This is a genomic window from Methanomassiliicoccales archaeon (assembly GCA_026394395.1).
In the GTDB taxonomy this organism is placed as follows: Archaea; Thermoplasmatota; Thermoplasmata; order Methanomassiliicoccales; family UBA472; genus UBA472.
Map to the genome: position 1 here is coordinate 190,555 of JAPKYK010000002.1, position 12,581 is coordinate 203,135.

General features: G+C 62.6%; 13 protein-coding genes. 2 read left to right on the forward strand and 11 right to left on the reverse strand.

Annotated elements, in window-relative coordinates; all coding sequences use genetic code 11:
- Nucleotides 1-31: 31 nt before the first annotated feature.
- From NT131_03375 to NT131_03425, 11 genes are read right to left on the reverse strand one after another with little or no spacing between them, the layout of a single operon-like run.
- Nucleotides 32-757, reverse strand: a complete 726-nt coding sequence (locus tag NT131_03375) for a UPF0280 family protein (GenBank protein ID MCX6650683.1) — start codon at nt 755-757, stop codon at nt 32-34.
- The gene (locus tag NT131_03380; protein ID MCX6650684.1) at nt 754-1,158 is read right to left on the reverse strand and encodes a 4Fe-4S binding protein; all 405 of its coding nucleotides are present in this window, start codon (nt 1,156-1,158) and stop codon (nt 754-756) included. Before NT131_03380 ends, NT131_03375 begins: the two co-directional genes overlap by 4 nt.
- Nucleotides 1,158-2,324, reverse strand: coding sequence for a homocysteine biosynthesis protein (locus NT131_03385; protein ID MCX6650685.1), 1,167 nt, complete (start codon nt 2,322-2,324; stop codon nt 1,158-1,160). The genes NT131_03380 and NT131_03385 overlap by 1 nt, the downstream gene beginning before the upstream one ends.
- Nucleotides 2,325-2,335: 11 nt before the next feature.
- Entirely contained in the window at nt 2,336-3,397 is a 1,062-nt protein-coding gene (gene asd / locus NT131_03390; protein MCX6650686.1) for an aspartate-semialdehyde dehydrogenase, read from the reverse strand.
- A complete protein-coding gene (locus tag NT131_03395) occupies nt 3,394-4,473 on the reverse strand; it encodes a prephenate dehydrogenase/arogenate dehydrogenase family protein (protein MCX6650687.1) in 1,080 nt (359 codons plus the stop codon). The genes asd and NT131_03395 overlap by 4 nt, the downstream gene beginning before the upstream one ends.
- On the reverse strand, nt 4,466-5,539 hold the full coding sequence (aroC, locus tag NT131_03400) for a chorismate synthase (GenBank protein ID MCX6650688.1): 1,074 nt from the start codon (nt 5,537-5,539) through the stop codon (nt 4,466-4,468). The genes NT131_03395 and aroC overlap by 8 nt, the downstream gene beginning before the upstream one ends.
- Nucleotides 5,536-6,798: a 3-phosphoshikimate 1-carboxyvinyltransferase gene (gene aroA / locus NT131_03405; protein ID MCX6650689.1), complete on the reverse strand. Its 1,263-nt coding sequence runs from the start codon at nt 6,796-6,798 to the stop codon at nt 5,536-5,538. The genes aroC and aroA overlap by 4 nt, the downstream gene beginning before the upstream one ends.
- Entirely contained in the window at nt 6,798-7,637 is an 840-nt protein-coding gene (locus tag NT131_03410; GenBank protein MCX6650690.1) for a shikimate kinase, read from the reverse strand. Before NT131_03410 ends, aroA begins: the two co-directional genes overlap by 1 nt.
- Nucleotides 7,634-9,094 carry a shikimate dehydrogenase gene (locus tag NT131_03415; GenBank protein MCX6650691.1) on the reverse strand — a complete coding sequence of 487 codons (1,461 nt, stop codon included), beginning with the start codon at nt 9,092-9,094 and terminating at the stop codon, nt 7,634-7,636. Before NT131_03415 ends, NT131_03410 begins: the two co-directional genes overlap by 4 nt.
- Entirely contained in the window at nt 9,091-10,128 is a 1,038-nt protein-coding gene (locus NT131_03420) for a 3-dehydroquinate synthase II (protein ID MCX6650692.1), read from the reverse strand. The genes NT131_03415 and NT131_03420 overlap by 4 nt, the downstream gene beginning before the upstream one ends.
- Before the next feature lie 4 nt (nt 10,129-10,132).
- Complete coding sequence (locus NT131_03425) at nt 10,133-10,924, reverse strand: 2-amino-3,7-dideoxy-D-threo-hept-6-ulosonate synthase (protein MCX6650693.1); 792 nt, start codon at nt 10,922-10,924, stop codon at nt 10,133-10,135.
- Between the two features lie 266 nt (nt 10,925-11,190).
- Between NT131_03425 and NT131_03430 the strand changes: the two genes are divergently transcribed.
- Together NT131_03430 and NT131_03435 are read left to right on the forward strand one after the other, a co-directional pair.
- The gene (locus tag NT131_03430; protein MCX6650694.1) at nt 11,191-11,691 is read left to right on the forward strand and encodes a regulator of amino acid metabolism, contains ACT domain protein; all 501 of its coding nucleotides are present in this window, start codon (nt 11,191-11,193) and stop codon (nt 11,689-11,691) included.
- 4 nt (nt 11,692-11,695) lie between these two features.
- A complete protein-coding gene (locus NT131_03435; protein MCX6650695.1) occupies nt 11,696-12,565 on the forward strand; it encodes a DMT family transporter in 870 nt (289 codons plus the stop codon).
- The last annotated feature ends 16 nt before the right edge of the window (nt 12,566-12,581 follow it).

Genomic DNA, 12,581 nt, shown 5'->3' on the forward strand with positions numbered 1-12,581 from the left:
CCAGGAAGAATGACAAAAAAGAGACGTCCCGTCAGCGCTCGTAGCGCACCTTGGTGATACGGTCTTCGGGAATGTCGCAGCGGACCAATCGTGGAACGTCCCCGCCCATGCCCATCTTGCCGTTGATCATGACCAGCGCTCCCAACACGCCGTCGATGGCCAGCACCCCACGGAGCGCCTTGTCCATGGTGGTGACGTCGTCATCGGAGATCATGTTCCCCAACTTCGTGGCGCAGGCGTCGGCCAGGGCCACATCGTTCGAGATGACCGTGGCCAAGTCCGCCCGTCCCAGGGAGATGGAAGGGCCGATGGTGCCGGAGGACGTGCATATCCCGTACAGCTTCCTGGTCGGCGGCACCTCTAATGCCATGTATATGGGCGAGGCCTCTCCGGCGTAGAGCCCCACGGTCACCGTCTTGGAGGTGCGCATGGCGATGTCACCACCGTTATCCACCATGCAGTGCTTGCAGCCGGCCTTGGTCATGGTCATCACCGCCTGCTCGCTGATAGCCCCGGCCACCGCGGCCATGGGCCCCACACCGGCCTTCTGGGCCGCCAGGCACATGCGCTTGACCACTTCGTCCATGTCCGGAGCGACGGGGTAGGGATCGAAGGTGGTCTTGAAGTACTCGTCCTTGGCGATGTAGGCCTCGACCTGCTGGCGGGCGTCCATAATCGCCGTCTCGGCCATGGATAGGTACTCTTCCGCCGCTTCGATGGTCACGGCGGTCTCGCGGATCTCGAAGTGCTTTCTCATATTCGGAAGTTCATCGCTCCTGGCGGGCAGGCGTCGATGCACATCCCGCAGGCGATGCACTTCTCGGCGTCATAGCGCACCTTCCATACCGAACGGTCCATGGTCAGGGCCTCCACTGGACAAATGGAGATGCACATGCCGCAATGGGTGCAGCGCCCCTCGTCCTTGTCCACGTAGTTGGTCAGCTCCTGCACGTCGACCCTGGCCTCGTTCAAGAATCGAACCGCGTCCCTGATGCTGGCGGCCTTGCCCTCGACCTCCATGAGCAATCGTCCGCCCATCTCCCGGACCTCCGCCCGCAGGATGTTGATCCGCAGGTCGTAGTCCTTGACCAGGTGGTATACGACCGGCTCGTTGACCAGGTCGGGGGTGAATCCGAGCATGAACTTCTTCTTGACCATCAGACCGCCTCCTCCCGGGAACGAACCTCGAGCGTGCCCACGCTGCGGTCCTCGGGCAGCTGGGCCACCGGCTCGGTCAGAAGGAACTCCCCGTCCTCAATGCGTTCCGATAGAAGCTCGGCGATCTGCCTGGCCTTCAAGTAGCTAGATAGCGACGAGGTTCGCACTTCCTTACCGAAAAGCTCGACCTTGCCCGAGCGTAGCTCGGCGTAGGAGACGTGCTTTATGGGCCGGCGGTTCCTGGACTGCACGGAGTAGTCTATGATGGGAGCGAAGAGCTGCTCGTCGCTGACGGTCGTGGCCTTCAGCACCTCCTCGTCCAGTATCGGGATCGGCACGCCCACGCCCAGGGCCAGGGAAACGCCGTATCCGGGCAGGTTCAACGCCCTGACGAAATCGGGGGACATGCCCCGCAGGTCGCCGATGGTGGCCAGGTTGCGCGCGGCTCCCATCGGCACCCCGTTCTTGGTCTCCACGTTGGTACGGAACTGCGTGCCCTCCCAGGCCACGTAACCAGTGCCGCCGCCCAGGAATATCCTGGTGCCGATGCCGATGGTGCGCAGGGTGGGGTCGTTCATCAGCGGGGAGAGCTGCCCGGCGCTGGAGTAGGTGATGTTGCCGTATCCGGCCAGCAGCTTACCCATGTAGGTGTAGAGCGTCCGTTCGGAGGAGTTCGTTCCCGCCGCATAGTTCTGATAGGCGTTGCGCGGGTTGAAAAGATAGGCCTGGTTCATGCTGTTCAGGGAGACGAAGGTGTCGATGTCCTTGCGCGGGTAGCAGTCGCTGCCGCTGGAGGACGCCTTCAGTCTAACAGGTTTTCCGGACACCAGGTCCTCGATGACATGCGCCCCGCCGTAACCGGAGCTGTCGTTCTGCTTGAGCTCCGTGGCCCCGATGAAAGCGTCCACGGCGGCGAGGCCGGCGTAGGCCGGCACGTCGTTCAAGGTGACCTTCTGCATGCGGATCGGTGGCTCGGAATGACCAAAGTTGAGGAAGGCCCCGGAGGAGCACATGGCGCCGAAGGTTCCCGTCGTTACGACGTCAACCTCCTTGGCGGCGCGCTCCAGGCCCTCGCTCTGGACGTAGGGTATGACCTCCTCGGCGGTCATGACCACCACGTCCCCGTTCTTGATCTTCGCGTTTATCTCGGCGACCGTCCGCTTCATCCGGTACCCCCTCAGAGGAGCTTCCTAGCCACGGCCAGTTCCGCGTTGAGCACGGAACCGCCAGCCCCGCCCCTCAGGGTGTTATGGGAAAGCAACCAGAACTTGATATATCCTTTGCTCTCGCGCACCCGACCGACGGAAACGGCCATGCCCCTGGCCCTCTCCGGCTCGCCGGCCAAAGCGTCGGCGGCCGGCTGCGGGCGGTTCTCCTCCTTCCGTACAATGATGGGATGAACAGGCGCGGTGGGCAGCTTGAGCTTCTGCGGCTCCGGTCTGAAGGCCTCCAGGACCTTGACCACGTCCTCGGCCGACCCATTCTTACCCAGCTTGATCACCACGGACTCCAGATGACCGTCGACCACCGGCACGCGGGCGCAGCTGGCCACCATGTCGAAGTCGGCGTACTTGACCTTCTTTCCGTCCAGCTTGCCCAGCATCTTGTAGATCTCGGCCTCCATCTTCTCCTCTTCGTTCTTGATGAAGGGGACCACGTTGCCGAGAATATCCAGGGACGGCACGCCGGGGTAACCAGCGCCGGAGACCGCTTGGTAAGTGGATACGTAGCAGGCCTTCAGCCCGAACTTCTGGTAGATGGCCTGCAGCGGGACGGCCAGGCCGGTGGTGGAGCAGTTGGCGTTGGTCACGATGTAACCGCCGTTGGCGAACGTGGACTGCGTGCGCACCAGTTCCAGATGGTCCGGGTTGACCTCTGGTATGAGCAACGGAACGTCGTCGCGCATGCGGTGGGAGGCGGCGTTGGAGAACACGGCTACACCTACATCCGCCAAAGCGGACTCGGTGTCCTTGGCCACCTCGGTGGGCAGGCCGGAGAAGGCCGCCCGGCAACGCTTGGATATGGCCTTGGGCTCCAGCTGTTCGATCTTCAGGTCCAGGGTGTCCGGCTTGAAGCGCACGTCCTTGACCTTCAGCACCTCGCTGAGCGACTTCCCCTCCGACCGTTCGGAAGCGTAGAGGCCGCCTATCTCGAAGTAGGGATGGTCCTCCAACAGCTGCACGAACCTTTGTCCGATCATTCCTGTGGCGCCTAGTACGGCCACATTTATCTTCTTCATTGCTTCACCTCGAAATACTTCCTTCCTTCCTGCATGATCCTGATCAAGTGGGACCGGTCCTCGTCCGTGCCGGCCTCCTGCACTTCCCTCAGGGCGGAGATGAACGCATCCAGCACATCCTGGTTGTATGGGTTCAGATGCTGGATCTCGTAGTAAAGGTTGGGGCTCTCCCGGGCCACGCTGCTGCTGGTGTTCATCTGCCTCTCGAACGTGGTGGAGGACACTCTCTTGAGCTCCTCGAAACCGAAGTCGCTGTGGCGTAGGGCCTCGAAGAACGCCAAGTTCAGGGCATGGCTCATCCCCAGCACCACGGCTATGTACTTGTCGTGGTCCTCCAACGGCATCTGGATGACGTTGGCACCGGTGCCGTTCAGCAAGGGCATGAACTTGTTGACGGCGGCGTCCGAGCCGCAATCGCACACTATCAGGTTCCGGGCAAATATGAAGGAGGCGCTGGGGCCGAACATCGGATGGATGGAGCACACCAGCAAGCCTTGGTCCGCCCCTTCCTTGAGGACCTCGATCAGCGGCGACTTCACCGAGGCGATGTCGAAGACCAGCCCCTTGGGCTTCAGCTTGAATATCTGGCGCAGCATGTCCGCGGTGGCGGAGATGTGCGAGGACACGGCGATCACGTCCGCTTCCTTGACCCCCTTCTCCAGCGACGTAACGTTGGGGAACGACTTGCCGGGAAGGGTATCGAACACCTTGACCTCATGGCCGCGGGAGGAGAAGAAGCGGCACAGCCACTGTCCCATGGCGCCACCGCCGCCCACCACCAGCACCTTGCGCGGCTTCATTTGTCTGGGTAAACGGGCCTGGGCCTCTACCGATTCACGCACTATCAGCGAGGAAAGCTCGATGGCCGCCGCATCGCTGATGCCCACATCTTTGGCCCTGGCGAGATATCTGTCGCGGACCTGCTCCTCGACGCGGATGTCCCTAACGGGCATTTCCTTCTCCACCTTGTGATGCCCCATGGCCAGGGCTATGCTCATACGCTTCTTGATCAGGTCCAGTATCTCGTTGTCGATCTCCTCGATCTTCCACCGGATGCCTTCCACACTATCAGTCAACTACACCACCTCTCATGCTCAGGTCGGCCAGGACCAGGGCGGCCGCGGCCTCCACCACGGGCACGGCCCGCGGCGCTATGCAAGGGTCATGTCGTCCCTCTATTTTTAGCTCCGTCTGCTTCCCGCTCTTAACGTTCAGCGACCGCTGCCCCTTGGCTATGGAGGCGGTCGGCTTGATGGCCACGCGGAAGACCACCGGCATGCCGTTGGTTATCCCGCCGAGAATGCCGCCGGCGTCGTTCTTGGACGTTCTTACCTTCCCGTCCACCAGCACGAAGGGGTCGTTGTGCTGCGAGCCCCTCATCCCTGCGGCGGCGAACCCTGACCCGAACTCGATGCCCTTGACCCCGGGCACGGCGAAAACGAGCTTAGCCAGCTCTCCCTCCACGGTGTCGAAGAACGGTTCTCCTAATCCCATGGGCAGGCCGTCTACGATGCATTCCACCACCCCGCCCACGCTGTCCCCATCCTCCTTGGCCCGGAGGATCTCCTCCTTCATCCGGTCGGCGACGTCGGCGGAAGCTGCCCGCACCTCGTTGGAACGGGAGAGCATCGCTTCGGTGACGCTCCTTTCCTCCTGGTCCCGTACGGTTCCCACCTGTTTCAGGTAGGCGGCCACGCGCACCCCGCGCTCCTCCAGCAGCATCTTGGCTATGGCCCCGGCGGCCACCAGCGCCACGGTCATGCGGCCGGAGAACTGCCCCCCGCCCCGCAGGTCCGCGCACTCCGAGTACTTGGAGCGGGCGGTGAGGTCGGCATGCCCCGGACGGGGGACCTGCTTGAACTTCTCGTACTTGCTGGAATCGATGTCCCGGTTCACCACCATCAGGGTGATGGGGGCGCCGGTGCTCTTGCCCTCCAATATTCCGGAGACCACCTCTACCTTGTCCTCCTCGGCCCTTGGCGTGCCGATGCCCGCCGACGGCTTCCGTAGGTCGACCTCGTTCTGTATGCGGATGGGATCGATCGACATGCCCGGTGGGACCCCGTCCAGCACCGCGCCGACGCACGGTCCGTGGCTGGCGCCGAACAGGGTCAAGCGCAATTCGCTGCCAATGGTGTTCACGGTATCATCTCCAGCTTGGCCCCCAGCGACCTCATGTCTTGCACAAAGTCCGGGTAGGATATGCGGTGGCAGTCGCCATCGTTTATGATCGTCTCGCCGTCCGCCACCAGGGCGGCCACCGCCGCGGCCATCAGTATGCGGTGGTCGTTGAACGAGTTGACGCGCGCGCCCCGGAGCTTGGTCCCGCCCCGGACCACACAGCCGTCCTCCGTCTCCTTCACCTCCGCGCCCATGTCCCTCAGGAAGGCGGTGGTGGCGGCGATGCGGTCGCTCTCCTTCAGGCGCACGTGGGCCGCGTTGGTAATATGGCTCTCTCCTTTGGCCTGGGTGCAGAGCACGGTCACGATGGGGAAGAGGTCTGGGGCGTCGCCCAGGTCTATCTCCATCCCCCTCAATTCTCCGCGAGCGCAGCGCAGGTCGTTACCCTCCCAGCGGACCTCCGCCCCCAATCCTTTAAGGATGTCCAGAAAGGAACGATCGCCCTGCCTGTCTTTAGGATCTAAGTTCTTCACGGTGACCTGGCCGGTGAGCGCGGCCGCCGCCAACGGGAACGCCGCCGAGGAGAAGTCCCCGGGGACGGTGTAGTCCTGGGGTCGGTACCTCTGGCCTCCGGGGACGATGAATCCGTCGGCGGTGCTCTGGCATTTAACGCCGAAACGCGTCATCATCTCCATGGTTATGTCCACATAAGGCCGGGACTTGAGCGGGGTGGTCAGGTGAATGGTAGTATCCACATCCTTGACCGCCGAGGATATCAGTAACGAGGAGATGAACTGGGAACTGACGTCCCCGCGTATGCTGGTCTCCTTTCCCTTGTTGGGTCCTTGGACCATCAGGGGGGCCAGCCCGTTGCCGCGGGTGGACTCGCATCGCACGCCCAGGCCGATCAGCGCCTCGATCAGGGGCTGCATCGGTCGCCGTCTAACGCTCTCGTCGCCGGTGAGCACGGTGGTGCATGATAGCAGCGAAGCCACCCCGGCCATCAGCCGTATGGTGGTCCCGGAGTTCTTGGCGTCGACGATGCCGTCAGGGCATCTCAGCCGCCCGCCGGTTATCTCCAGGTCCGTACGCTCCTCGACCAACCCTCCGAAGGCCTTCACCGCCTCCAGCGTGGCCAGCGTGTCCTCGCCTCGCAGCGGGCGATGCAGGACGCTCCGGCCCTCCGCCAGCAGGGACAGGGTCATGGCCCGGTGGGTGTAGCTCTTGGACGGCGAGGAGACGACCTCCCCTTCCGTCCTGGACCTAATGACCTTCAGCATCATATCGGCTCCCCCTGGAACACGTCCACGGCCAGGGCCCCGGGGCCCATGGCCTCGATGACCTTCTTCTCCCTGGTCGCGCCCACGAAGGCGGCCACCGCCGGCCCGGTGCCGGATATGCCCGCCCCGATGGCCCCGGCCTTCATAGCCTGTATAGTCAGGTCCTGGTCCAGACCTAGCGCCGCTCCATAGCACAGGCCGTTTAGGAACATGGCATCGAGGTAATGCCGGTTCCAGGCCATCTCGAAGGCCTTCTCCACCATGGGCTTGTAGACGGCGATGCGGTCCCGGGGCAGGTCCGCCTTGCGGATCATGCGCTCCGGCACGCCGATGACCACCCTCGGGCTGAGGGTCCACTTCTCCCTCCTCAGCAGCTTGCGGCGGAGGTTGTCGGTGCACACCACCCCACCCAACAAAGAAGCGGCGGCGTCGTCCATGGACCCGGTGACCGAGACCCCGGCGGCCACGGAGATGTCGGCGTTCATGCGCAGCACCTCCAGGTAGCCCATCTTCTCCCCCAGGGCGTCCAGGGTGGCCAGTATCACCGCGTTGGCCGCGGCGCTGCTGCTCTTGAGCCCCCGGGAGACCGGGATCTGAGAGCCAGAGCGGACCTTGGCCTTCATCCTCCGCGAGAAATGGTCCATGACCGCGTTGGCGCAGGAACTGACCAGCTTGGTCGGTTCGTTGGGCAGCCCTTCCATGACCACCTCTACCCCTTCACCGGGTGAAAGCTCCACCTCGGCCCAGGTGCGCAGATCTACGCCGACCGCGCAGCCCTTGCCGGCGGCGATGGCGTTTATTATGGTGACGGCGCCGTGCGCCTCTCCCCTTCCGATCAAGGCAGCGCCTCCCGGAAGGCCTGCTCCATGACTTCGTACTCGGCGGCCTTTCCGGTCCAGAGCTCGAAGGAGGCCAGGGCCTGATAGATGAGCATGTCCTTGCCGCTTACCGCCACCGCTCCCTTGCGCGAGGCCTCGGCCAGCAGCGGCGTCACCGCTGGATTGTATACGATATCCATGACGAACTGCCCCTCTCGCAGCGAGTGCGGGGAGATGGGCATCTCCATGGGGAACCCCTTCATTCCGAGGGGGGTGCAGTTCACGATGATGTCGTACTGCTTCTCCTCGGCGATGGGACGGCCGACGGCCGAAACGCCGTCGAAGGCCTTGGACAGGGACTCGGCCTTGCCCATGGTGCGGTTGGTGATGTCCACCTCCGCTCCCTTGGACGTGAGGTAGGCCAGGACGGAGCGGGACGCGCCTCCGGCGCCCAGCACCAAGGCCATCTTGTCCTTGGGGTCCACGCCGTTCCTCTCGAAGGTCCTCTCCACCCCGATCACGTCGGTGTTGCGCCCCACCAGGTTCCCGTCCTCGTTGACCACGGTGTTCACCGCCCCGATCCTCTCGGCCAACGGGTCGACCCGGTCCAGGAAGGGAATGATGGTCTCCTTGTGCGGGATGGTGACGTTGAAACCTTTTATGCCGAGGGCGTCCGCCACGCCCAGCAGGTCCTCCAGCTCATCGTTCAAAGTGACCCACTTGAGATAGATGCCCTTGATCCCCAAGGAGCGGAAGGCGGCGTTGTGCAGCTGCGGCGACACGGAGTGGTCCAGGGGATATCCGATTATCCCGGTGACCAGCGGCTCCTTTCCCAGCCACTTCATGGTCTCCAGGTCGAGCTGGCCCGGGGCGGTCTCCTTACCTGCGGACACGGAAGCATAGGTGAGAACACTGTCCAGCCGGTACGCCAGCACCCGGGTGACCGTGCCCAGCTCGCCCATGCCGATGACCGTGAAGCGCTCCCGGCTCAGGTCGAACCACATGGCCGCCTCCACCAGCTGTGCCATGTCGTGCATCGTCCGTACATTGAAGGCCGCCTTGGCCATGTCCGCCCGCGCCGAGCACTCCACCAGGGTCTCGATGATCTTTCCTATGGAGGGCGTCATCTTCAGGTCGTGATAGGAGATGATGACCTTGGACGGTTTCAGCAGGTGCGCTCGCATCACGAGGGGATGACCGAATTCGAGGTCCACGTCGAAACCGGCGTGCGCTGCCCGCCACAGGAATTCCCACTTCTTCTCCAACGGCCCTTCCCAGGCCCCGCCCTGGTCCTTCTCCCGTAGGGTGGCGATGCGACGAACGTCGAGCTCTTGGAACGGTGCCAGGTCGTCCGGCAGCACGGGCATGGCATCGAAACGGAACTCCAGGCACTCAGCTCCTCTGGACACGGCATCCTTCGCCACCGCCAATGCCGAGGTCGCGTCGGCCTCCGATATAGCCACGCATATCCTGGTCATCTTTCCACTACGCTCTCCTTCACCGCATGCCCGAAATGCCTTCCGCCCTTTTCCAGGCGTACCAGCACCTTGTCGCCCTCTTTAATTTCAGCGACGGATATCGAACCATCCTTGCTGCACAACCGAATGGTCTCGGCGTTCTGCAGTATGGTGGTGAAACGCGAACCATCAGCTTCCGCTTCCAGCAGGAGCAGCGGGCGCACTTCTACCTTAGCGCGTCCGACCACCACCGGCCTAGTGCGACCGGACGAATCCACAGCCAGAAGTTCGGTGCCGCTACCAACCTCCGAAAGGTATTTGGTACGTCCGTCCGAACCGAGGACGTAGGCGTGCACCGCCCCGGCGTTGACCCGGAACGGACGGGAGGAAACGTAATGTGAGTCCATGGCCTCGCTCTGGACCAGGAAAAGGCAGGCGGACTGCGATCCCACCAGCATGCCCTCTCCCACGTTCAGCGTAGAGCAGGTGTCCACGCAGACCCGGTCCCCGATATTTACTGGACGAACAGATCTCACCGTGGCCTCGGTCAGCTCTACGTCGGTCACGCCGGAACGTCCGAGGGGGGCGAACAGCCTCAGCTGTGTGGGGTCCTTGACCGTGATAGCTAGACCGTCCACCCCGCTCTCGAGGGTGGTGGCGAACAGGTTCGCTTCATCTAACGTCGCGCAGGAGGCGATGACCTTGGTGTTGGTCCCCTGGAACTCGGCGATGAGGTTCTCCAGTGGAATCACTTTCCAGTCATGCGACTCCACCAGCACGTATCCCTGCTTTCCTTTCAGGGTGGCGGCCTTCTCCGCGTCCTTGTGACTGCGTATGGTCAGTACCACGCCCACCGGCTTTCCGTCGGCGAACAGCTCGTCCCCCCGCCGCACGATAGCGTTGTACCGCCCCACCTTCTGCAGGGCGGCGTCCTCCTCCCGGAGCACGATGCTGACGTACCCTGATTCCAGGGCGGAGGTCACCATGCGCTTCCTTTCGGCAGCGGAAGGAAGATGGTCGGTCCGCACCCAGACGATCTTGCCCTTCCCGGACATGTTATCACTTCAGTAGTTGCAAGGCCTCTTCGACTTCCATGTCCTCCAGCACGATGCCGCTGACGGCCTTGGTTATGCCGATCACGTTCTTATGCTGGAAGATGTTCCTTCCGATGGAGACGCCCTTTCCGCCGGCGTCAATGGAGTCGCGCACCATCTGCAGCAATTTCTCGTCAGAGTCCATCTTGGGCCCGCCAGCGATGACCACCGGCGCCTGTGCTCCCCGCACAACCTCGCGGAAGGAGTCGATATCGCCAGTGTAGCTGGTCTTGATTATGTCCGCCCCCAGCTCCGCCCCTACGCGGGCGCAGACCTTGATGGCCTCAGCGTCGTAGCCGTCCTTCATGTCCTTGCCCCGGGGATAGATCATGACCATCAGGGGCATGCCCCATTCGTTGCAGCGCCTGGAGATGTCCCCGAAGTCGGCTAGCATCTCGTTCTCGTAATCGTTGCCGATGTTGACGTGGATGGAAACGGCGTCCGCCCCTATCTTGATGGCCTCCTCCACGGTGGTCACCAATATCTTCTGGTCGGTGCGCCGGCTGTACTTGGTGCTGGCCGAGAGGTGCACAATCAAGCCAATGTCGCGCCCAAAGGACCGGTGGCTGTAGGGGATGATGCCCTTGTGCAGGACCACCGCGGTGGCCCCTCCCTGGGCCACCTTGTCTATGGTCGACCTCATGTCCACTAGTCCTTCGATGGGGCCCTGGGTAATGCCGTGGTCCATGGGGACGATGACCGCCCTCCCGGTGCCCCGGTCCATGATCCGCTCCATCCTAACGCTCTTGCCTAGCACTTTTTCACCTTCTTGCCGTGTCAATTCTTAGCACGCATATAAGAGTTGCGTCATCTACGCATATGTCAGGCATGAGATATAAATCACTGGTCGAAGTCCTCGTCCTCTTTCATCATTTCACCTACCCCCGACTTGAAATTTCCGGTGGACGATTTCCATAGTTCGACCGTGATTCGCCGTTCATTGTTGTTTAACAATACGATACATCGTTGAATGAATTAGGGCATCAATGAGTTTTTATATCCGTCATTCTGGTGAGGAGAATCATGTGGCGCTCTCTCTCCAAGCATTTCGGCAAGTACCCTTCCCAAGCCAAGGTGGCCAAGCTTCTCCTGCAGTACGGTCTCAAGGTGCAGGAGGCCCGGGTGTATTGCGGGGACATCGAGATAGCCGACATGGCCATCGGGCGGGCGGCGGGCGTCGACCGGCGCATCGTGCGCTCGGCCATCGAGACCATCGAGGGGAGCAACGAGCTGCGGACCTTGTTCTGCCGTTTGGAACCGACCGCCCTGCTCTGCAACGTGGCCCCGGTCATGGGCTGGACCGCCCTCGAGATATTTCCCACCGACGCCAAGACCTGCGGCATCATCGCCGAGGTGGCCGGGGTCATCGCCCGGGCCGGGATATCGTTGCGGCAGGTGGTGGTCAGCGATCCCGACCTATCCCCAGAGCCCAGTCTTTACATCATCACCGAGGGTGTGGTGCCTCCGGAACTGATACCCCAGATCCGTGCCTGCAAGGGCGTGCGCTCCGTCGTCCTGCATTGATACCATGAGCCAGGAGCGATGGGCCTACCCGGCACTGTTCGTGGCCATATTGGCCGTGTCCTTCGCCTCCATATTCATCCGCTGGAGCGACGCCGACCCTCTGATCATCGCCGGCTACCGCATGCTCTTCGCCTCGCTCATACTGGCGCCCTTCGCCTTCCGTGAACGACGAAACGCGGAGAGGATGCCGCGCAAGACCTCACTGCTGGTGCTCATCACCGGGGTTGTTTTGGCCGTCCACTTCTTCACCTTCATCTCCTCGCTTAACTACACTTCCGTCGCCGCCAGCACCCTGCTGGTAAATTGCCACCCGCTTATAGTCGGTGCCGTTTCGGTGCTGCTGCTCAAAGAATCCTCGAAAAGGACCGTGCTGGGCGTGATCATCGGTTTCGCCGGGGTGGCCTTCATCGCCCTGTCCGGCCTCGGTTCCGAAGGGGCCTACGGCAACACGCTGGCCCTGGTCGGTGGGGTCATGGCCGCGATATACATTCTTGCCGGCAGGGTGCTCCGGCGCTCCCTGGGCATATTCACCTACGCCTTCCTGGTGTACCTGACGGCCAGCGTGGTGCTGCTTTCCTCCGCCTTGATCACGGGCGTCCCTCTGTGGCCATACTCCGGCGAGGAGCTGCTCATCTTCATGGCCCTGGCCGTGGTCTGCACCATCTTCGGCCACACCGTCTACAACTGGTCGCTGAAGTACCTGTCCGCCCCGGTCATCAGCACCTCCTTGCTGGGAGAGCCGATACTGGCCAGCCTGATGGCCTTCCTGCTGCTGGCCGAGGCCCCGGGTTGGACGGTGATATTGGCCGCCCCGCTGGTGCTATTGGGGGTGCTGCTCACCGCTTCGGACCGTCCGGTCAAAGAGAGCGGATAAAAAAGGAAAGGGAAAG

Bases quoted from the DNA above. Each gene is read 5' to 3' on its own strand.
- NT131_03380 (MCX6650684.1), bottom strand. From the start codon at position 1,158: ATGGTCAAGAAGAAGTTCATGCTCGGATTCACCCCCGACCTGGTCAAC.
- asd (MCX6650686.1), bottom strand. From the start codon at position 3,397: ATGAAGAAGATAAATGTGGCCGTACTAGGCGCCACAGGAATGATCGGA.
- NT131_03385 (MCX6650685.1), bottom strand. From the start codon at position 2,324: ATGAAGCGGACGGTCGCCGAGATAAACGCGAAGATCAAGAACGGGGAC.
- aroA (MCX6650689.1), bottom strand. From the start codon at position 6,798: ATGCTGAAGGTCATTAGGTCCAGGACGGAAGGGGAGGTCGTCTCCTCG.
- NT131_03375 (MCX6650683.1), bottom strand. From the start codon at position 757: ATGAGAAAGCACTTCGAGATCCGCGAGACCGCCGTGACCATCGAAGCG.
- NT131_03415 (MCX6650691.1), bottom strand. From the start codon at position 9,094: ATGACCAGGATATGCGTGGCTATATCGGAGGCCGACGCGACCTCGGCA.
- NT131_03430 (MCX6650694.1), top strand. From the start codon at position 11,191: ATGTGGCGCTCTCTCTCCAAGCATTTCGGCAAGTACCCTTCCCAAGCC.
- NT131_03420 (MCX6650692.1), bottom strand. From the start codon at position 10,128: ATGTCCGGGAAGGGCAAGATCGTCTGGGTGCGGACCGACCATCTTCCT.
- NT131_03435 (MCX6650695.1), top strand. From the start codon at position 11,696: ATGAGCCAGGAGCGATGGGCCTACCCGGCACTGTTCGTGGCCATATTG.